Annotated in this window: 21 protein-coding genes; 12 read left to right on the top strand and 9 right to left on the bottom strand. The window is 63.0% G+C overall.

Features of this window, described 5'->3' with window-relative positions:
- From topA to AC1Z3V_RS23910, 5 genes are all read right to left on the bottom strand, one after another.
- Nucleotides 1-2,667, bottom strand: coding sequence for a type I DNA topoisomerase (gene topA, locus AC1Z3V_RS23890; protein ID WP_483502111.1), 2,667 nt, complete (start codon nt 2,665-2,667; stop codon nt 1-3).
- A 230-nt stretch (nt 2,668-2,897) separates the two neighbouring features.
- The gene (gene dprA, locus AC1Z3V_RS23895; RefSeq protein ID WP_483502112.1) at nt 2,898-4,046 is read right to left on the bottom strand and encodes a DNA-processing protein DprA; all 1,149 of its coding nucleotides are present in this window, start codon (nt 4,044-4,046) and stop codon (nt 2,898-2,900) included.
- A complete protein-coding gene (gene plsY, locus AC1Z3V_RS23900) occupies nt 4,046-4,657 on the bottom strand; it encodes a glycerol-3-phosphate 1-O-acyltransferase PlsY (RefSeq protein ID WP_483502114.1) in 612 nt (203 codons plus the stop codon). The genes dprA and plsY overlap by 1 nt, the downstream gene beginning before the upstream one ends.
- Before the next feature lie 30 nt (nt 4,658-4,687).
- The gene (locus tag AC1Z3V_RS23905; protein WP_483502116.1) at nt 4,688-5,980 is read right to left on the bottom strand and encodes a dihydroorotase; all 1,293 of its coding nucleotides are present in this window, start codon (nt 5,978-5,980) and stop codon (nt 4,688-4,690) included.
- Nucleotides 5,977-6,918 carry an aspartate carbamoyltransferase catalytic subunit gene (locus AC1Z3V_RS23910; RefSeq protein WP_483502118.1) on the bottom strand — a complete coding sequence of 314 codons (942 nt, stop codon included), beginning with the start codon at nt 6,916-6,918 and terminating at the stop codon, nt 5,977-5,979. The genes AC1Z3V_RS23905 and AC1Z3V_RS23910 overlap by 4 nt, the downstream gene beginning before the upstream one ends.
- 270 nt (nt 6,919-7,188) lie before the next feature.
- On the opposite strand from AC1Z3V_RS23910, the gene AC1Z3V_RS23915 reads away from it, so the two are divergent.
- Nucleotides 7,189-8,841: an acyl-CoA dehydrogenase family protein gene (locus AC1Z3V_RS23915; RefSeq protein WP_429808827.1), complete on the top strand. Its 1,653-nt coding sequence runs from the start codon at nt 7,189-7,191 to the stop codon at nt 8,839-8,841.
- Between the two features lie 26 nt (nt 8,842-8,867).
- Here AC1Z3V_RS23915 and AC1Z3V_RS23920 read toward each other — a convergent pair whose 3' ends face one another.
- Nucleotides 8,868-9,803, bottom strand: a complete 936-nt coding sequence (locus AC1Z3V_RS23920; protein ID WP_483502120.1) for an AEC family transporter — start codon at nt 9,801-9,803, stop codon at nt 8,868-8,870.
- Nucleotides 9,804-10,024: 221 nt separating this feature from the next.
- Between AC1Z3V_RS23920 and AC1Z3V_RS23925 the strand changes: the two genes are divergently transcribed.
- Both AC1Z3V_RS23925 and AC1Z3V_RS23930 read left to right on the top strand, forming a co-directional pair.
- A complete protein-coding gene (locus tag AC1Z3V_RS23925) occupies nt 10,025-10,180 on the top strand; it encodes a hypothetical protein (RefSeq protein ID WP_483504196.1) in 156 nt (51 codons plus the stop codon).
- Nucleotides 10,177-10,518, top strand: a complete 342-nt coding sequence (locus AC1Z3V_RS23930) for a DUF6105 family protein (protein WP_483502121.1) — start codon at nt 10,177-10,179, stop codon at nt 10,516-10,518. Before AC1Z3V_RS23925 ends, AC1Z3V_RS23930 begins: the two co-directional genes overlap by 4 nt.
- On the opposite strand, the gene ruvX is transcribed toward AC1Z3V_RS23930, so the two are convergent.
- On the bottom strand, nt 10,464-10,949 hold the full coding sequence (gene ruvX, locus AC1Z3V_RS23935; RefSeq protein WP_429808835.1) for a Holliday junction resolvase RuvX: 486 nt from the start codon (nt 10,947-10,949) through the stop codon (nt 10,464-10,466). The two genes, AC1Z3V_RS23930 and ruvX, sit on opposite strands and share 55 nt — an antisense overlap.
- A gap of 81 nt (nt 10,950-11,030) precedes the next feature.
- Here ruvX and AC1Z3V_RS23940 point away from each other — a divergent pair, with 81 nt between their 5' ends.
- From AC1Z3V_RS23940 to AC1Z3V_RS23960, 5 genes are all read left to right on the top strand, one after another.
- Nucleotides 11,031-11,735, top strand: a complete 705-nt coding sequence (locus AC1Z3V_RS23940) for a metal-dependent hydrolase (RefSeq protein ID WP_483502123.1) — start codon at nt 11,031-11,033, stop codon at nt 11,733-11,735.
- A 109-nt stretch (nt 11,736-11,844) separates the two neighbouring features.
- Complete coding sequence (gene gatC / locus AC1Z3V_RS23945) at nt 11,845-12,132, top strand: Asp-tRNA(Asn)/Glu-tRNA(Gln) amidotransferase subunit GatC (protein WP_429808841.1); 288 nt, start codon at nt 11,845-11,847, stop codon at nt 12,130-12,132.
- A 49-nt stretch (nt 12,133-12,181) separates the two neighbouring features.
- Complete coding sequence (gene gatA / locus AC1Z3V_RS23950) at nt 12,182-13,663, top strand: Asp-tRNA(Asn)/Glu-tRNA(Gln) amidotransferase subunit GatA (protein ID WP_483502124.1); 1,482 nt, start codon at nt 12,182-12,184, stop codon at nt 13,661-13,663.
- A gap of 83 nt (nt 13,664-13,746) precedes the next feature.
- Nucleotides 13,747-14,241: a GNAT family N-acetyltransferase gene (locus tag AC1Z3V_RS23955; RefSeq protein ID WP_483502126.1), complete on the top strand. Its 495-nt coding sequence runs from the start codon at nt 13,747-13,749 to the stop codon at nt 14,239-14,241.
- A gap of 127 nt (nt 14,242-14,368) precedes the next feature.
- Nucleotides 14,369-15,811, top strand: a complete 1,443-nt coding sequence (locus AC1Z3V_RS23960) for a GGDEF domain-containing protein (protein WP_483502128.1) — start codon at nt 14,369-14,371, stop codon at nt 15,809-15,811.
- 80 nt (nt 15,812-15,891) lie between these two features.
- On the opposite strand, the gene AC1Z3V_RS23965 is transcribed toward AC1Z3V_RS23960, so the two are convergent.
- Together AC1Z3V_RS23965 and AC1Z3V_RS23970 are read right to left on the bottom strand one after the other, a co-directional pair.
- Entirely contained in the window at nt 15,892-16,146 is a 255-nt protein-coding gene (locus AC1Z3V_RS23965) for a YjhX family toxin (protein ID WP_483502130.1), read from the bottom strand.
- A gap of 180 nt (nt 16,147-16,326) precedes the next feature.
- Nucleotides 16,327-16,635 carry a DUF1294 domain-containing protein gene (locus AC1Z3V_RS23970; protein WP_483502132.1) on the bottom strand — a complete coding sequence of 103 codons (309 nt, stop codon included), beginning with the start codon at nt 16,633-16,635 and terminating at the stop codon, nt 16,327-16,329.
- Between the two features lie 159 nt (nt 16,636-16,794).
- On the opposite strand from AC1Z3V_RS23970, the gene gatB reads away from it, so the two are divergent.
- The 4 genes from gatB to AC1Z3V_RS23990 all read left to right on the top strand — a co-directional run bounded on the left by gatB (nt 16,795) and on the right by AC1Z3V_RS23990 (nt 20,003).
- The gene (gene gatB / locus AC1Z3V_RS23975; protein WP_483502134.1) at nt 16,795-18,297 is read left to right on the top strand and encodes an Asp-tRNA(Asn)/Glu-tRNA(Gln) amidotransferase subunit GatB; all 1,503 of its coding nucleotides are present in this window, start codon (nt 16,795-16,797) and stop codon (nt 18,295-18,297) included.
- A gap of 2 nt (nt 18,298-18,299) precedes the next feature.
- Complete coding sequence (locus AC1Z3V_RS23980) at nt 18,300-18,800, top strand: N-acetyltransferase family protein (RefSeq protein ID WP_483502135.1); 501 nt, start codon at nt 18,300-18,302, stop codon at nt 18,798-18,800.
- Between the two features lie 228 nt (nt 18,801-19,028).
- Nucleotides 19,029-19,499, top strand: coding sequence for an N-acetyltransferase family protein (locus AC1Z3V_RS23985; RefSeq protein ID WP_483502137.1), 471 nt, complete (start codon nt 19,029-19,031; stop codon nt 19,497-19,499).
- A gap of 108 nt (nt 19,500-19,607) precedes the next feature.
- Nucleotides 19,608-20,003, top strand: coding sequence for an NADH:ubiquinone oxidoreductase subunit NDUFA12 (locus tag AC1Z3V_RS23990; RefSeq protein WP_104665671.1), 396 nt, complete (start codon nt 19,608-19,610; stop codon nt 20,001-20,003).
- Nucleotides 20,004-20,108: the final 105 nt, after the last annotated feature.

The raw sequence follows: 20,108 nt of genomic DNA on the forward strand, positions 1-20,108 counted from the left end.
TCAGCCCTTCTTGGCCTTGGCGGCCGTCTTCGTCTTGCTCTTGGCAGGTGCCTTGGCTTTGGTCGTCTTCGCAGCGCCGTCCTCGGACTTTGCCGCTGCCTTGGTCGTCTTGGCCTTGCTTGCCTTGCCCTTCGTCGTTCCGCCCTTGGCGGCGCGCTCCGAAATCAGCGCGAGCGCCTCCTCGACCGTCACCGACTGCGGATCCTTGCCCTTGGGCAGGGTGGCGTTGACCTTGCCCCAGTTGACATAGGGACCGTAGCGCCCGTCACGAACGGTGATGGCGCCGCCTTCCGGGTGATCTCCGAGTTCCTTGAGCGCGGCGGCTGCCGTGCGGCCACGCCCGGCGCCGGCCTTCGACTGCTTGTCGGCAAGAACCGAGACGGCGCGGTTGAGGCCGATCGAGAACACGTCTTCGATCGATTCGAGATTGGCATAGGTGCCGTCATGCAGGACGAACGGTCCGTAGCGGCCGAGGCCGGTCGAGATCATCTTGCCGGTTTCGGGATGCGCGCCGATGTCGCGCGGCAGCGACAGAAGGGCGACCGCCTTCTCATGGTCGATGGTCGATGGCGTCCAGCCCTTCGGCAGGCTCGAGCGCTTGGCTTCCTTGCCGTCGCCTCGCTGGACATAGGGACCGAAGCGGCCGTTGCGCAGCGTGATTTCCTCGCCGGTATGCGGGTCCTTGCCGAGCGCCTGCGGTTCGTTCGAGACCGCCGCTTCCTGGTCGCCGTTGCTCTCGGAGGAAAGCTGGCGGGTGAAATTGCACTCCGGATAGTTCGAGCAGCCGACGAAGGCGCCATACTTGCCGAGCTTCAGCGACAGCTTGCCGGTGCCGCAGACCTGGCAGGTGCGCGGATCGCCGCCATCCTCGCGCTTCGGGAAGACCAGCGGCGCCAGTTCCTCGTTCAGTGCGTCGAGCACGTTGGTGACACGCAGCTCCTTGGTTTCCTCGATCTGTGCGAAGAAATCCTTCCAGAAGTCGCGAAGGACGTCCTTCCAGTTGACCTCTCCGGCCGAGACCTGGTCGAGCTTCTCTTCCAGCGACGCCGTGAAGTCGTAGCCGACATAGCGCGTGAAGAAACTCTCCAGGAACGCCGTCACCAGGCGGCCCTTGGCCTGGGGCACGAGCTTACGCTTGTCGTTGGTGATGTAGTCGCGGTCGAGCAGCGTCGTGACCGTTGCGGCATAGGTGGAAGGCCGGCCGATGCCGAGCTCTTCCATCTTCTTGATCAGACTCGCTTCCGAGTAGCGCGGCGGCGGCTCGGTGAAGTGCTGCGAAGCGTTGATCTTCTGCTTCGCGAGGTTCTCGCGCGCATTGATCTCCGGCAGGCGACCATCCTCGTCGCCGTCGTCGCTCTGCTCGCCATCTTCCTTGGCATCCGTATAGGCGGCGATGAAGCCGTCGAAGCGGATGACGGAGCCGGTGGCACGCAGGCCAGCGGTCTTGCCGCCATTGTTGGCGGTAATTTCGGCGGTGGTGCGCTCGATCTCGGCGGATGCCATCTGGCTTGCGATGCCGCGCTTCCAGACAAGGTCGTAGAGCCGCAGCATGTCGCCATCGAGGAAGCGGCGAACCTGGTCCGGCGTGCGGTTGAAATCGGTCGGGCGAATGGCTTCGTGCGCTTCCTGGGCGTTCTTCGCCTTGGTCGAATAGAAACGCGGCTTCTCCGGCAGGTAGCGGTCGCCGAACTGGCTGGCGATCGCCTTGCGCGAGGCCTCGATCGCCTCCGGCGCCATCTGCACGCCGTCGGTACGCATATAGGTGATCAGACCGACCGTCTCTCCGCCGATGTCGACGCCTTCATAGAGCTTCTGCGCGACCTGCATGGTGCGCGAGGCCGAAAAGCCGAGCTTGGAGGAGGCCGCCTGCTGCAGCGTCGAGGTGGTGAAGGGCGGCGACGGGTTGCGCTTGACGGGCTTCGCCTCGATGCTGTCGACGACATAGGCGGCGCCGTCGAGCAGGGTCTTCAGCCGGTTCGCTTCTTCCCCGTTGCCGATCGCCTTGGGCGCGAGGCGCTTGCCGTCGGCCGAGACGAGGCGAGCCTCGAACTCGTCGCCGCGCGGGGTCTTCAGCAGCGCCGAAATGTTCCAGTATTCCTCCGAGACGAAGCGCTCGATCTCGGCTTCGCGGTCGCAGACGAGGCGGAGCGTGACCGACTGCACGCGGCCGGCCGAACGGGCACCCGGCAGCTTCCGCCAGAGCACCGGCGACAGGTTGAAGCCGACGAGATAGTCAAGCGCGCGGCGTGCCAGGTAGGCGTCGACCAACGAGATGTCGATGTCGCGCGGATGGGCGATCGCCTCGAGCACCGCCTTCTTGGTGATGGCGTTGAAGGCGACGCGCTTGACCGGCTTGTCGCCAAGCACCTTCTTCTTCTTCAAGAGGTCGAGCACGTGCCAGGAAATGGCTTCGCCTTCGCGATCCGGGTCGGTTGCGAGAATGAGGCCGTCGGAGGATTTGACCGCGTCGGCAATGTCCTTCATGCGCTTCGCCGAGGCGCCGTCGACCTCCCAGGACATTTCGAAATCTTCGTCCGGACGGACCGAACCGTCCTTCGCCGGCAGGTCGCGCACATGGCCGAACGAAGCCAGTACCTTGTAGCCAGGCCCAAGGTACTTGTTGATCGTCTTTGCCTTGGAAGGCGACTCCACCACTACAACATTCATCGTCATTTTCTGAGACAACCGGTTCTGGTTCGGGCGTCAGCGCTGTCAGCGCCGTGTGTCGCCTTGTATCGATGCCCCGAAATGGACAGGGATTCGTGCGGGGTCAAGAGGGTTCGCCCAAAATAACGATGAGCGGAGGCGATGCAACTCACGCAAGATTGCATGGCGTCTGCAATCTGCAATGGGTATTCCGTCGCTTCTTAGCGGCCGCGGATCACCATCGCTGGCACTCATTCGGTTGCCGCGAGAGACACAAGCCCGCCGGCGTGCCGGTCGAGCCGTCCGGCAAGATCGAGTTCCAGAAGAAGCAGGTAGACCTGCGCGGGAGAAAGCCCGGTGTGCCTGACGATGTCGTCCGTCTCGACCGGCGTCGGGCCGAGCGCATTGATGATGGCCGCACGGTCGTTGTCGCTGGTCGTGGCGGGGGCGCTCGGCTGCGTATGCCCCTCCGGTTCCCTGGCGCTTGGCAGGGCCAGTTCGAACTGGCTGAGCGGTGCCAGCGCTTCGAGGACATCGTCCGGCGACGTTGTCACGATCGCGCCCTGTTTCAGAAGATCGTTGGTGCCATGGCACCGGGGATCGAGTGGGGATCCCGGAACGGCAAAGACGAGCCGGCCGAAATCGGCGGCATAACGGGCGGTGATCAGCGAACCGGAGCGATTGGCGGCCTCGACGACGGCGACGCCGAGGCTGACGCCGGCAATCAGGCGGTTGCGGCGGGGAAAATCGCGGGCACGCGGCTCCCACCCGAAAGGCATTTCGCTGATCGCGAGGCCGCGGCCAGATGTGATCTCCTCGAGGAGGCCGAGGTTTTCGGGCGGGTAGGGGCGATCGAGCCCGCCGGCGAGTGCGGCGATCGTGCCGGTTTCGAGGCTTGCGCGATGGGCGGCCGTATCGATACCCCGGGCAAGACCCGAAGTGACGACATAGCCGGCGCGTCCGGCATCGCGCGCGATCATCGCCGCGAACTTTGCGCCGCTCGCCGATGCATTGCGCGAGCCGACGATGCCGAGCGACGGGCGGCTTGCCGCTTTGAGGTCGCCCTTCATGGCGAGAAGAGGGGGAGCACCGTCGATCTGTCGCAGCGCCGAGGGATAACCCGGCTCGCCGATGCCGACGAAGACCGCGCCGCAGCGTCGCGCCGCTTCCAGTTCCCGTTCGGCCTCGCTTGCGGTCGCCACGCGGTAGGCCTGCTTGGTTCCTCCGCGCCGGGACAGTTCAGGGAGCGCGTCGAGCGCATTTTCCGCGGTGCCGAAGTGGTTGATCAGGTCCCTGAAGGCGATGGGGCCGACGTTGTCGCTGCGGATCAGCCGCAGCCAGGAGAGTTTCTGTCGTTCGGTCAGCGCCACTCCGGTTCGTCCTGCGCTGTCCTCAGACATTATCCCTTATCTCCGATCTTGCTTTCCGTGCCGGCGAGCAGCCGCTGGATATTGGCGCGATGCTTCACCCAGCTAATGACGGTCATTGCGGCGAAGAGGAGAGCGACCTTCTCGTTCCCTACCGCGTAAAGTAGAACCGGGATGATAGCCGTTGCAACCAGGGCGGACAATGAGGAGTAACGGGTGATTTTCGCCATGGCGAGCCAGATCGCCGCAAAGGCAAGCACCATGACGGGGACGAGGCCGAGGAGGACGCCGATATAGGTGGCAATGCCCTTGCCGCCCTTGAAGCCGAGCCAGACCGGATAGAGGTGGCCGAGAAACGCCGCAAAGCCGGCGGCGATGCCTGCCTCGACGCCCCAATAGGAGGCTATGGCCGCGGCCGCGGTACCCTTCAGGGCGTCGAGCAGCAAAGTAGCGGCTGCGAGTTTCTTGTTGCCGGTTCTCAGCACATTGGTCGCGCCGATATTGCCCGAGCCGATCTTTCGCACGTCGCCGAGCCCCGCCATGCGGGTCAGGATCAGCCCGAATGGGATCGAGCCGAGCAGATAGCCGAAGGCGAGACACACCAACGTCAAGGGCAGCCCGAGCTGCCAGGAAAATAGATCCACCGGTTCCCCTCCCGCGCGACCGCTTCGGGCTTATGCGGAATGCACAAGCTTGCCCGCAACATAGGTTTGCACAACCCGCCCGGTAAAGCGTGCATTTTCAAACGGCGTGTTCTTGGAGCGCGAAACGATCGCCTCCTTGTAGAGCACCCACGGCTCGTCAAGGTCTAGGACCGCGATATCCGCCTTGGCGCCGGGTTTCAGCGTACCGGCGTCGAGACCGAAGATCGTTGCCGGACGCGTCGACATGGCATCGATCAGGCGCATCAGCGGAACCTGGCCGCTGTGGTGCAGGCGAAGGGCTGCAGCCGCGAGCGTTTCCAGGCCGATGGCGCCGTCGGCGGCGTCGGCGAAGGGCAGGCGTTTGGTATCGACGTCCTGCGGGTCATGCGAGGAGACGATGATGTCGATGGTGCCGTCGGCCAGTGCCTCGGCCATGGCGACCCGGTCGTCCTCGCTGCGAAGCGGCGGCGAAAGCTTGAAGAAAGTGCGGTACTCGCCGATGTCGTTCTCATTGAGTGCCAGGTTGTTAATGGAGATACCGCAGGTGACGTTGGCGCCGCGTTCGCGCGCGGTACGGATGGCCTCTGCCGATTCGGGAACGGAAATCTGCGCGGCGTGATAGGCCGCCTTCGTCAGGCCGGCGATGCGCAGGTCGCGCTCGAGCGGGATGATCTCGGACTCGCGCGGGATCCCGGCAAGACCGAGCCAGCTTGCGAGCAGGCCTTCGTGCATGACGCCGTTGGCGCCGAGATACTTGTCGCGAGTCTCAAGCGAGATGACGGCGCCGAATTCGCGCGCATAGGTCATGGCCCGGCGCAGGACCAGCGTATCGTGGATCGACCGCCGGCCATTGGTGAAACAGACGGCGCCGGCTTCGCGCAGCAGGCCGAATTCGGTCATCTCTTCCCCGGCCAGTCCCTTGGTCAGGGCCGCGGCCGGATGCACGTTGACGACGGCCTTGTCGCGCGCCGTCTTCTTAACGAACTCGACCAGCGCGATATCGTCGATCACAGGATCCGTGTCCGGCATCGCGATGAAAGTGGTGACGCCACCGACCGCTGCCGCGCGCGACGCGGATTCGAAGGTCTCGCGATGTTCGCTGCCCGGTTCGCCGACGAAGACGCGGGCATCGACGAGGCCCGGGACTGCCGTGAGCCCGCCGCAGTCCTTGACGAAGGCGCCGTCCGGCGCGCCCTGGTTCTGCGCATCGGCGCCGGCAGCCAGGATGCGGCCGTCGTTTCCAACGATAATGGTGCCGACCTCATCAAGGTTGCGCGAGGGGTCGACGATGCGGAGGTTTTTCAGAACGAGTGGTCTGGTCATAGGCGCGGCCCCTGATTCTGCGAGAGAAGCAGCGTTTCCATCACCGCCATGCGTACGGCAACGCCCATCTCGACCTGCTGTTCGATCACGCTCTGCGGGCCATCGGCGATTTCCGAGGCGATCTCGACGCCGCGGTTCATCGGCCCGGGATGCATGACGAGTGCATCGTCCTTGGCAGCCTTCAGCTTCTCCGCGTCGAGCCCGTAATAGTGGAAGTATTCGCGCACCGAAGGAACGAAGGCGCCGGCCATGCGCTCGCGCTGGAGACGCAGCATCATGACGACATCGGCACCTTTCAGACCCTCGGCCATGGAGTGGTAGACCTCGACGCCCATCTCGGCGATTCCCGAGGGCAGCAGCGTCGCCGGAGCGACCAAGCGGACGCGGGCGCCCATCTGGTTCAGGAGGAGAATATTGGAGCGCGCCACGCGCGAGTGCAGCACGTCGCCGCAGATCGCCACGATGATGCGTGAGAGTTTGCCCTTGGCGCGGCGGATCGTCAGCGCGTCGAGTAGCGCCTGGGTCGGGTGCTCGTGCTGGCCGTCGCCGGCATTGACGACGGAGCAGGAAACCTTCTGCGCCAGCAGCGCCGCGGCGCCGGCCGAGGAATGGCGCACGACCAGCACGTCCGGGTGCATGGCGTTCAGCGTCATCGCCGTGTCGATCAGCGTCTCGCCCTTTTTCACCGAGGAATTGCCGACCGACATGTTCATGACATCGGCGCCGAGGCGTTTGCCGGCGAGTTCGAAGGAGGACTGCGTGCGGGTCGAGGCCTCGAAGAAGAGGTTGATCTGCGTCAGCCCTCGAAGCGTGGAGGTCTTCTTCTCTCTTTGACGGGAGATTTGGACGGCTTCATCGGCGCGGTCGAGCAGATAGGTTATGTCCTGCTCCGTGAGCCCCTTGATGCCGAGCAGGTGGCGATGCGGGAAAGTGGTCATGGGCCGCCCTTGCGCTCTTCGGATCACGATGGTTGTGGGCCGATGAGGCCTAAGACCATAAACGTGATCGCTTCTTATAAGTTAGAGCAGAATGCGAGCGGAAAACCGCAAACACTTTTCCTCATTCCGCTCTAAATTGCGTCGCTCTATAAGACTTGGCCCCCGGCACGGCAAGGCTTGGGCGTCACCGTCCGCAGAAAACTTGCAACGGCGATCCTATCTTTTTCGCGCCCCGTTCCGTGGTCGTGAAACTTGCGCTAGAACCGGCCCATGAATCAGATGAACCGGACTGAACAGAAACTCGCCGAGCTGAACCAGCCGAAGCCCTGGTCCGGTGTCAACGCCTATCGCTCCGACCCGCTGGTGGTGGACATCACGTCTGGCATGAGCAAGACGCTGCGCGACGAATTCGACCTGCTCGGCCGTTACGTCACCTCGCCTGAGGCGCAGGAACTGGCGCGCATGGCCAACGAAGGTCCGCCGAAGCTGAAGACGCATGGGCCGCGCGGCGAGCGTCTCGACGTCGTCGAGTTTCACCCGGCCTGGCATGCACTGATGCGCCGCTCGATGTCTTCGGGCCTGCACGCGTCCGCCTGGGAAAATCTGCCGGATGAACGCAACCAGTCGCACAAGACCCGCGCTATCCGCTTCTATCTCACGGCCCAGCTCGAATGCGGCCATCTCTGCCCGCTGACGATGACCAGCGCTTCGCTTGCCGCGATCACTGCGTCGCCGGCGGTCCAGAAGGAATGGGCACCGAAGATCCTGTCGCGCAAATACGATTCCACCAACCGCCCCTGGATGCAGAAATCGGCGGTCACCGTCGGCATGGGCATGACCGAGAAGCAGGGCGGCACCGACGTGCGCGCCAACACTTCTACGGCGGAACGCGTGGGCGAGGGCATCTACCGGCTCAACGGCCACAAGTGGTTCATGTCCGCGCCGATGAGCGACGCCTTCGTCATGCTGGCGCAGACCCGCGACGGCCTCGCCTGCTTTCTCGTGCCGCGACTCTTGGAGGACGGCAGCGCCAACGGGCTGCGTTTCCAGCGGCTGAAGGACAAGCTCGGCAACCGCTCCAACGCTTCGTCAGAGGTCGAGTTCTCCGACACGTTCGGTTTCATCCTCGGCGCGCCGGATGCCGGCATCCGGACGATCCTCGACATGGTGACGCTGACGCGCCTTGACTGTGCGCTGGCATCCGCCGGCATGATGCGGGCCTCGCTCGCCGAAGCCGTGCATCACACTCGCGGCCGCAAGGTCTTCGGCAAGCCGCTCGTGAGCCAGCCGATGATGACGCGTGTGCTGGCCGACATGGCGCTCGATGTGGCGGCGGCAAGCGCACTTTCCTTCCGTCTGGCTGAGGCCTTCGACAAGGCGCGCAGCAGTTCGGAAGACGCGGCCTATGCGCGGATCATGACGCCTGTCGCGAAATACTGGGCCTGCAAGATCGCGCCGGCGCTGATCTATGAAGCGATGGAATGCCTGGGCGGCAACGGCTATGTGGAGGAGCGCGCGCTGGCGCGCCATTACCGCGAGGCGCCGGTCAACGCCATCTGGGAAGGCTCCGGCAACGTCATGGCGCTGGACGTGCTGCGCGTGCTCGCCAAGGGCAAGGACCTCTTCGAGCAGCTCTTCGTCGTTCTGGCGCGCGATCTCGGGCCGTCCGGCCGCAAGACGATCGACGTGCTGCGTGCGGCCATGTCGCTCTGCGAACGCGATGAGGGTGCGGCGCGCATGCTGGTCGAGCAACTGGCGCTCGCAGGGGCAGCCGCCGAGCTTTACCGACTTGGTGCCGGCCGCATCGCGGACGCGTTCCTCGAATCGCGCCTGGCTGCCGGATGGCGCTCGACCTACGGCATGCTCGATTCGCGCTTCGATTCCGCCTACATCCTCGATCTTCTCTATCCCCCTGCGGCATAAGCCGTCAGGCCCTGCGGCATAAGCCGTCAGCCCCCTGTAACGTACGCCGTCAAGTAGAGGACGAGCGGTATCGTGAAGAACGAGACGACCGTCTGGATCGTCGCGACTGCCGCATAGAGCTCGGCGTCGCCATCCATCTGTTTGGCCAGCAGATAGCCGTTCATGGCCGTCGGCACGGCCGCGCCAAGCGCGATGACCAGCAGGGCGTCGCCGCGAATGCCGAGCAGGTAGCTTGCGCTCACCATGAAGACCGGCATGACGATCAGCTTGAGGAAGACCGCGAGCAGCGCTGTCGCGCTCGGCTTCAGCGCATCGGAAGCGCGCAAGCCTGCCCCGACCATTACCAGCCCGAGGCTGAGCGAGGCGCTTGCCAGCATCTCGATCGTGGTCATCACGGGGCCGTAGATCTTCAGGCCGATCGAGTTGACGAGAATACCAAGCACCGAGGCGACGATCAGCGGATTGGTGACGATCTTTGCGAAGAAGCGCCTGAAGTCACGATTGCCCCCGCCGAACCAGACAAGAACGCCGATATTGTAGAGATTGATGGGGATGATCACGAGCGTCATCACCAGGGCGGTCAGCGTCAAGCCGATCGGGCCGTAGAGCTTCTGCGCGATTGCCAGCGCCATGAAGCCGTTCCAGCGCGTCGCGGTCTGGAAGACCGACGTGAAGGAGGCACCGGACACCTGGCGGTCCCGCAGCATTGGCCAGAGCAGCAGCACGAAGGCCGACATCAGGCTGACGCTGCCGACCGTCGCGATGGCCGTCGCGTCGGCTTTCAGACCGGCAAAGTCCGCCTGGGCGAGCGTCGAGAACAGAAGGGCGGGGAACAGGATGAAGTAGCCAAACTGCTCAAGCCCGAGCCAAAGGCTCTGGTCGACGAACGTCGAGCGCTTGAGCCAGGCGCCAAGCAGTACGAGCAGGAAGATCGGGAGGATGCTTTCAAAGACGACGGTCATGGAGGAGGACCTGCGAGGGGGAAGGATATCGCTACCCGAATTCTGCAGCGATCGGAATGGGCTTGCGGCATAGGGGAGAAAGATCGGAGCACAGCCGCGTCCAACGGCACGAAAAGACCAGGCTGTGCAAATTAACCTTAACAAATGGTTTACGTTGCACGTCTTCCCCACAGGGAGGAAATTGACCAGGCATTTCAACAGAATCCGGATGGAGCGGTTCGGTGAGAACTGGCCTTTTGATCATCATGATGATGTTTTTCGCCGGACTGGCGATGGATATTGCGGTCCCAACGACGGTCCTGCTCGCCTTGTTGCTGGCGGACCGCGCCATATATCCGCTGATCTACCGCCGCATTTCGGAAAGGGGAGCCGCATGAAGTGGTTTCTGATCCTGTGGGCCTGCCCGGTCATGTTCCTCACGTCGTGGTATGGTCTCTCCTATTACGACATGAGCTTCGGCTTCTTCATGCTGACGCGGCAGACCCACGATCTCGTGTTCCAGGTCTACGGCCACGTTCTCGGCATTCCGCCGGAGACGATCCCGCCGCTCGTCGCCCGCGCAATCGTCTTCGACAGTTTCGTAGTCTTTGCCATTATCGGCTTTCGCAAGCGCCGGGAGATCTCAGCCTGGTACCGCCGTCGTTTCGGTGCCGGCAAAGCTCAGTCCGAGAGGGCGTCCCTTCCAAGCGACGCCAGCCTGTCGAGCGCGCCCTGAAGAATGAAGGAGGCGGCGGCCGAATCGATGCGTTCGGCCCGCTTCCGTCGCGAAACGTCCATCTCGATCAGCACGCGCTCGGCCGCAACGGTTGAAAGTCGTTCATCCCAGAAGATGAAGGGTAGCGGCGTTTTCTGCTCCATGTTGCGCACGAAGGCGCGGGTCGCCTGACAGCGCGGTCCCTCGCTGCCGTCCATATTGACGGGCAGGCCGATGACGAAGGCCGCGACCTTTTCTTTTTCCGCCACTGACAACAGCGCTTCCGCGTCCACCCCGAACTTGACCCGGCGGATCACCTCGCGGGGTGTCGCGAAACGGCGGCCGAGATCGGAGACCGAGAGACCGATCGTCTTGGTCCCAAGGTCGAGCCCGGCGATCGCCTGGTTCTGATGAAGCTGGGATGCCAGCTCTTCGATGGTGAGAATTGCCATGTCCGTGTCGATTCGATCTTTGCGCGGAGGGTTGTCTGTTCCATATGCTGTTCCGATACGCAAATCATCAGGGAGAAAGTCATGAAGATCAAATGGCTCGGCCATTCCGCCTTTCACGTCGAGACGGCAAAGGCCAAAATCCTCATCGACCCCTTTTTCACCGGCAACCCCGCCTTCCGGGACGAGGAGCGCAGGGACGCGACCGCCGGCCTCACCCACATCCTCCTGACCCATGGCCACGGCGACCATGTCGGCGATGCGGTTGCGATCGCCAAGGAGACAGGGGCCACCGTTGTCGGCAACTTCGATCTTTGCATGTGGCTCGGCAGGCAGGGCGTCACGAAAATGGAGCCGGGCAACACCGGCGGAACGATCCACCTCGGCGGCTTTTCCGCAACCTTCGTCAATGCACTGCATTCCTCGGCGCAGATCACCGAGGACGGCGTCTCCCACTCGCTCGGCAGCGCCAATGGCCTGGTGCTGCACTTCGACGACGAGCCGACGCTCTACCACATGGGCGACACGGACATCTTTTCCGACATGGCGTTGATTGGCGAACTGCACCAGCCTCAGATCGGCATCGTTCCGATCGGCGACCGTTTCACCATGGGTGGAGCCGTGGCGGCACTCGCCTGCCAGCGCTTTTTCAAGTTCTCGACGGCGATCCCCTGCCATTACGGCTCGTTCCCGATCATCGACCAGACGCCCGAAACCTTCGTTGTCGGTATGGAAAGTGCGCCGACCAAGGTGGAGACGCCGCACGTCGGCGGCGTCGTCGAGGTCTGATGTTGCGCCGGGCCTTTTGACGTGAGGCCCGGTACTCCGGCAATTCCCCCGTTGCGTGGCTCGCCGCGCGCCATTATAGCGGGGGAAGTTCCAGTTACCGGAGACGATCATGTCCGTAGACCTTGCCACCGTGAAGCGCGTTGCGCGCCTTGCCCGTATCGCCGTCAGCGAAGAGGAAGCCGAGCGGATGATGGGCGAGCTCAATGGCATCCTCGGTTTTGTCGAACAGCTCTCCGAAGTGAATGTCGATGGCGTCGAGCCGATGACTTCGGTGACGCCGATGGAGATGAAGAAGCGGACGGACGACGTCACGGACGGCAACAAGGCCGACGACATCGTTGCCAATGCGCCGAATTCCGATCGCAATTTCTTCCTCGTTCCGAAGGTGGTCGAGTAACCTCCGCCTGCCGCCCCGACGTTCCCGATTGCGAAAGCCCGATTTCATCATGACCGACCTTACCAGCCTCACGATTGCCGAAGCCCGCGCGAAGCTCGCCGCCAAGGAAATCACCGCCGTCGAACTGACGGACGCCTATATCGCCGCAATCGACGCCGCCAATGAGGCGATCAACGCCTATATCGCCGTAACGCCGGACAAGGCACGCGAGATGGCCAAGGCCTCGGATTCGCGCATTGCCGCCGGCAAGGCCGGTGCGCTCGAAGGCATCCCGCTCGGCATCAAGGACCTCTTCGGTACCGAAGGCGTGCACACCCAGGCCTGCAGCCACATCCTCGACGGGTTCGCGCCGCGCTACGAATCGACCGTTACCCAGAACCTCTGGAACGACGGTGCCATCATGCTCGGCAAGCTGAACATGGACGAGTTCGCCATGGGTTCGTCGAACGAGACGTCCTACTATGGTGCCGTGAAGAATCCCTGGCGCGCCAAGGGCTCCAACATGGATCTCGTGCCGGGCGGCTCGTCCGGCGGTTCCGCCGCGGCCGTCGCTGCGCATCTCTGCGCCGGCGCCACGGCGACCGACACCGGCGGTTCGATCCGCCAGCCGGCCGCCTTCACCGGCACCGTCGGCATCAAGCCGACCTATGGCCGCTGCTCGCGCTGGGGCGTCGTCGCCTTCGCCTCGTCGCTCGACCAGGCCGGCCCGATCGCCCGTGACGTGCGCGATGCCGCCATCCTCCTGAAGTCGATGGCAAGCGTCGACACCAAGGACACGACTTCGGTCGATCTGCCGGTGCCGGACTACGAAGCGTCTATCGGCAAGTCGATCAAGGGCATGAAGATCGGCATTCCCCGGGAATACCGCGTCGATGGCATGCCGGAGGAGATCGAGGCGCTCTGGCAGCAGGGCATTGCCTGGCTGAAGGAAGCTGGCGCCGAGATCGTCGACATCACCCTGCCGCACACGAAATACGCCCTGCCGGCCTATTACATCGTCGCTCCGGCCGAGGCTTCCTCGAACCTCGCCCGCTATGACGGCGTGCGTTACGGTCTGCGCGTCGATGGCAAGGACATCGTCGAAATGTACGAGAAGACGCGCGCCGCCGGTTTTGGCCAGGAGGTCAAGCGCCGCATCATGATCGGCACCTACGTGCTTTCGGCCGGCTACTACGACGCCTACTATCTGCGGGCGCAGAAGGTCCGCACGCTGATCAAGCGGGACTTCGAGCTGGCCTTCCACGCCGGCGTCGATGCTATCCTTACGCCCGCCACGCCGTCCTCCGCCTTCGGCATCGCCGACGAGGATCTGGCATCCGATCCGGTCAAGATGTACCTGAACGACATCTTCACGGTGACGGTCAACATGGCCGGCCTGCCCGGCATCGCTGTTCCCGGCGGGCTCGACCACAAGGGGCTGCCTTTGGGCCTGCAACTGATCGGCAAGCCGTTCGAAGAAGAGACGCTGTTCAAGACGGCGCATGTCATCGAGCAGGCGGCGGGCCGCTTCACACCGGTCAAGTGGTGGTAAATTCTGATGGCGGTGCCGGATAGGCACCGCCATTTCTGCTTCTGAGGCGCACGGCCACTCTTGTCGCGGAAGGAGCCCGCGTCATGCCTTTCATCCGCCATGCCCGCGCCGGCGACGTCGACCGGCTGACGGAGATCGGTCTCGCCGCTTGGCAGTTTGCGATTGCAGGCCTCGCTGACGGCAAGAGGATGCGGCATGTGGCTGAAGCCTCGTTTTTCCGTTTTCTTTCCGACAACTGGTTGTCCGCCTTGCTGGTCGAAGCCGAAGGCAGCGTTCGCGGATGGGTGGCGCGTGAGGACTTCGACAACGCGATTTCCGACCTGTGGATCGAGCCTGCGGCCCAGGGCAGGGGCCTCGGCGCTTTGCTGCTTGGCGAGATCGAGCGCCGCATCGTTGCGGATGGATTCGATGTCGCCACCACCAAGACCCATGCGCGCAACGACCGAGCCGTGACCTTCTTCCGCAACCGTGGCTACGGTGTAACTTGGCTTTCCACCGCCTACGCCCCGCAACTCGACGGCGATGTCGAGTTCATCGGCTTGAGCAAAGTTCTCATCGCGCAGGATGAGAAGCGCTGACCTGCGCGCATTCGTGCATGGCTGTGACCCGGAAATGACGCTGGCCTGTTCACATCACGTTCATTAGTCCCATGAAATATGAGGGGTATTGACGTGGTGTGGCACGGCAGGGGGGCGCTTGTTGCAGATGCTGGGGAAGACGGTTGCTCGACCGTTGGTTCTGAAACCCTTCCGTCATTCGTTTGGCATTACCGCCCTCGGGGTGATCGTTTTCATCGCCTGCGTGCTCGGCATCTTGAGCCGCCCGGTTGGCATGCTGGCCTCGATCTGGCCGGCGAATGCGATCCTTCTCGGTCTTCTGATCAGAAATCCGTCACTCGCCAGCCCGGCCGGTTGGCTGACGGCCGCACTGGCCTATGTGCTCGCCGATTTGGCCACGGGGGCGAGCCTGCACGAGGCCATCGCCTTGAACGTTGCCAACATGGCCGGCGTCGTCATCGGCTTCTTGCTGTTCAAGCGTTTCTCGACCGAGCATCGGCACCTGCGCCGAGCGCGCTCTGTCCTCTACATGTTCGCAGCCTCTTCACTGGCAGCGACAGCAGCCTCGCTCGTGGGCGCATTTGCGGTTCACTTGTCATTTGGTACGGCCGTGCCGGATGCCTTCGTGGCGTGGCTCACGACGGAACTGGTCAACTATGTGGTTCTGCTCCCAGTCTTCCTGACGGCGCCGCGCTCCGGTGACGGGGTGCATTCCGCGCCCACGGCGACAACGGCATCTGCGGCTGCCGATAGCGCCTGGCCGCTCGGTTCCCTGGTCATTTCGTGCGGTGCAGCGCTTGCGATCGGCGCTCCAGGCGCGTTCGCCTTTCCGGTGCCGGCGCTCCTTTGGTGCGCCCTGAGCTACGGCCTGTTCCCGGTGACCGTTTTGACGGCGATCGTCTGCGTGTTGACGCAGGTTGCCGTTGCATCCGGCGCGCTGCGCCTTGGCGTCAGCGGCGTGGCCGAGGCGACGCTGACGTCGACGCGGCTCGGAACCACGCTTATTGCTCTCTGTCCCCTGACTGTAGCCAGCATCGATACCGCGCGCCGGGCTCTGATCGGGCGCCTGTCTCATGCTGTCGACTACGACTACCTGACCCAATGTTTGGCGCGCTCTACCTTCATGGCGCGTGCGGCGGCTCTGGTCGCTGCACCCGGCGCGCGGAGAGGCGGAACGATCGTGATGATGCTCGACATCGATCGCTTCAAGCTGATCAACGATACCTATGGCCATGCCGTCGGAGACCGGGTGCTGATCGCTGTCGCTCGTGCCGTGCGGGCCGTCCTTCGCCCCGACGATCTCGTCGGTCGCCTTGGTGGCGAGGAGTTCGCCGTCGTGCTGGCGCGCCAAACTCAGGCCGACGCGCTCAAGGTCGCCGAGCGGCTGCTCGAGGCTGTGCGTGTGCTCGATATCGATCTGGAGCAGGGCCGTAAGCTCTCTGTCACCATCAGCATCGGAACCGCGGAAGTTTCCGTTCGTGACGCCGATCTCGACGGCTTGCTCCTGGCGGCGGACCGCGCCCTTTATCTGGCGAAAGACGCCGGGCGCGATTGCGTGCGATGCGCCGTTTCCGGTGTTGACGCAAGGTGAAGGCTTCTTTGCGTGACCTAGCGTGAAGCGCCGATGATGCCGGGCATCCTTCGATGCCCGGCATCATCGGCTTTTACCGCTCAGCGGTTGTTGAGTTCGGCGCGCACCAGCAGCAAGCCGCGTTCCGTGATGCGATAGGGCTTGCCGCCAGAAGACGAGATCGCCTTCTTGCGCTTCAGCTTGCGGAAGAGCTCCAGGTCAAAACCAGGATAGACCCAGCCGTCACGGGTGAAGCATCGAATTTCGATGATCGCCTTGCTTTCGCGGGTGACTTCGATGCGGCCGCCCTGGGCCAAATGATGAAGAATGCGCTGTTCGGCGCGTGAGATGTCCATTTCTGAATGTTCCGGAAAAGCGTTCGTATGAACGCAGGAAACCGTTCCGCAAATCACTGGGAATGCGGGGCGACGTTTCCGGCCCGTGCGCGCAATCAATAAAGGGGATTGCGGGGACGGGCCCTTACCGGGACTCAGACGAAGAAGTGAACATCAAAACTCCAGAAAGACGATGCTTTCCTAGAAGACGCTCGCGAGCACGTCAAGGTGTCCGTGCAACGCCAGGGTGCCGACAGCCGCGGCAGCCACCTGGACAACGACGATGAGCGCCAAACGGGTTCGAAACGGTTCCTTGCGCGTCTTGTGGCGAAATATGTGCCGGGCGGCCATCGCACCAGGACTTCCGCCGAGAAGAGAGATTGTCAGCAGTGTCTGCTCGCTGATGCGCCAACGGCCCGCGCGCGCAGCCCGTTTGTCAAACCAAAACAGCCCGAAGCTTAAGATGTTGATGTAGGCTGCGTACAATGCGAGTGCGGTGACGGTCGACATCGGGAAATCTTGGCGCAAGGGTGCTAAACGGTGGTTAAGCGGCGCTTCGCATTCGCGGTTGCACGGAGATGGGCGCCAGATGACGCCGAACAACTTGCACCCGTGAACCAATTGTTCTACCGAGAAACCAAGAATTCAGGCTTCAAAGAAGAGCATGATATGAGCATTGTCGACGTCCGCACCCCCGATCCGAAACGCTTCATCCCCGGCGCCACCGGCGACTGGGAAGTCATCATCGGCATGGAAGTCCATGCCCAGGTGCTTTCCAATTCGAAGCTGTTTTCGGGTGCCTCGACGGAATTCGGCAATGCGCCGAACGCGAACGTCTCGCTGGTCGATGCCGCCATGCCCGGCATGCTGCCCGTCATCAACGAGGAATGCGTGAAGCAGGCCGTGCGCACCGGCCTCGGCCTCAAGGCTACGATCAACAAGCGCTCGATCTTCGACCGCAAGAACTATTTCTATCCGGATCTGCCGCAGGGCTATCAGATCTCGCAGTTCAAGGATCCGATCGTCGGCGAAGGCAAGATCATCATCTCGATCGGGCCGGATCGCCAGGGTCAGTTCGAGGATGTCGAAATCGGTATCGAACGCCTGCATCTGGAACAGGATGCCGGCAAGTCGATGCACGACCAGCATCCGTCGATGTCCTATGTCGACCTCAACCGCTCGGGCGTGGCGTTGATGGAGATCGTCTCCAAGCCGGACATGCGTTCGTCGGACGAAGCGAAAGCTTACATGACCAAGCTGCGCTCGATCGTGCGCTACCTCGGCACCTGCGACGGCAACATGGACGAAGGCTCGATGCGCGCCGACGTCAACGTTTCCGTCCGTCGTCCGGGCGAAGCCTTCGGCACGCGCTGCGAGATCAAGAACGTCAACTCGATCCGATTCATCGGCCAGGCGATCGAATATGAGGCACGTCGCCAGATCGGCATCCTCGAGGATGGTGGCGTGATCGACCAGGAGACCCGCCTGTTCGACCCGAACAAGGGCGAGACCCGCTCGATGCGCTCGAAGGAAGACGCGCACGACTACCGCTACTTCCCGGATCCGGACCTGCTGCCGCTGGAATTCGACGATGCCTTCGTCGAAGCCCTGAAGGCCGACCTGCCGGAGCTGCCTGACGACAAGAAGGAACGGTTCGTCCGCGACCTCGGCCTTTCGGTTTACGATGCGTCGGTTCTTGTTTCCGAGAAGTCGATCGCGGACTATTTCGAGGCGGTAGCCGAGGGGCGCGATGGCAAGATTGCTGCGAACTGGGTCATCAACGACCTGCTCGGCGCCTTGAACAAAGCCGGCAAAGCCATTGAAGAGACTCCGGTTTCGCCGGCGCAGCTCGGCGGAATCATCGACCTCATCAAGGCTGAGACGATTTCCGGCAAGATCGCCAAGGATCTCTTCGAGATCGTCTGGAACGAGGGTGGCGACCCGGCGGAAATCGTCGAGGCGCGTGGCATGAAGCAGGTGACCGACACCGGCGCAATCGAAAAGGCTGTCGATGAGATCATCGCCGCCAACCCCGATCAGGTTGCCAAGGTTCAGGCCAAGCCCTCGCTTGCCGGCTGGTTCGTTGGCCAGGTGATGAAGGCGACCGGCGGCAAGGCCAACCCGCAGGCTGTACAGGCCTTGGTGAAGGCCAAGCTCGGCATCGAGGAATAACGATGTTCTTCGTGCGCACGGCCAGCGAGCGCGACCTGGACAAGGTTCGTGCCCTGCTGATCGAAACGTGGCACGCGACCTACGACACTTTCTATGGCGTCGAGAAGGTCAACGAGCTGACGGAGCGCTGGCACTCGCTGCCGGCGCTGAAGGCCCGCCTCGCGCGCAAGAACGCCGAATTCCTGGTGGCCGATGACGGCCGGCAGATCGGCGGCATGGGCTTTGCGGCGATGTCGGACACGCAGCCCAAGACCGCCGTGCTCCATCAGCTTTATGTGCTGCCGAAATTTCAGCGGCAGGGTATTGGCCGCGACATCTTCGCCGAGCTTGAGACCTGTTTCCCCGATGCCGAGCGCATGCGCGTCGAAGTCGAGCCGCAGAACCTGCATGCGCTGGCGTTTTACCGAACGCATGGCTTCTCAGAGATGGGCAAGACGGCGAATTGCGGTGACGAGCAATCCGGTCTGCCGGCCATCATCCTGGAGAAGCGGCTTCTCAGCTGAAGCAAGTCGCGCAAAGGTGCAGCGGTTTTGCAAAAACGGCATGCGAGATATCAGATCTTAGAGCGTAAGGGGCGATCTGGTAGATTGCGACCCGCTTTGGAGATCTTTCCGCTGCCGTAGCCTGGTCCGTTCCGCCTGTGGAAAACCTCGGGAGAGATTGCGCCGTCATCAAGCCGTTACCTTCTGGTGTTTGGTCCGCTGCTGATGAACGCTGTGAGCGGAGGAACCATGGACGCGACAACCGAACTCTTGATCCGCAAGGCCAAGCGCGAAGACCTGCCGGCGATCGTCGCTCTCTTCGCCGCCGATCAGATCGGTGGTCATGGTGACACGACCGATCCCGCCGCTTTCGGCGACTATGTCGCCGCCTTCGATAAAATCGAGGCTTCGTCACTGCAGACACTCTTCGTCGCAGTCCTTGCCGGCGAGATCGTCGGTACCTTTCAGACGGCGCTGCATACCACCTTGTCGGGGCGGGGCAGTTCCAGCCTGATTGTCGAGGCGGTTCAGACGCGTGAAGATATGCGCGGCCGCGGCATCGGTGAACGCATGATGCGCCATGCCATCGCCGAGGCGCGAGGCCGCGGAGCGAAGAAGGTGCGGCTGACGTCCAATGCCGTGCGCACGGATGCGCATCGTTTCTATGAGCGGCTTGGCTTCGTGCGCAGCCATTTCGGCTTTCTCATGCCGTTGAAATGACGGCCTTTGCCTCGGAATCACTGGACAAGCCATGAGCGGCGGGGCATAAGCGGGAACATGGTTTTGGTATCTGGCCGCCTTCCCAACGGCCGGTCAAGGACGGCATCGATGAAGCTCCTGCTGCAGATTTTCACCTGGTGGAACGAACAGACGATCGGAACGCGCTTTCACACCTGGCGCCACGGTCAACGGGTCGGTCAAGACGAGCTCGGCAATGTCTACTACCAGGGTGGCAAGGATTCCGAAGGCCGAACCCGCCGCTGGGTGATCTATAACGGCTATGCCGAAGCCTCCGCCATTCCGGCCGGCTGGCACGGCTGGATGCATCACCGCACCGACGTTTCGCCGGCCGACGAGAAATACACGCCGCGCGAATGGCAGAAGCCGCATCGCGCGAACCCGACCGGCACGGCCAATGCCTACCGCCCGCAGGGTTCGATCGCAGCCACCGGCAAGCGCCCGCGCGTGACCGGCGACTACGACGCCTGGACACCGGGTTCCTGAGAAATCTCTCTTCAGCGACGAGGACGGACCGCGGAATTGTTCCTCGATCACGGCGCGGCCACAATTGATGGTTAGCGCCTGAAATCCATCGACGATGAATAGGGC

Source organism: Ensifer sp. 38_S197, from assembly GCF_056924495.1.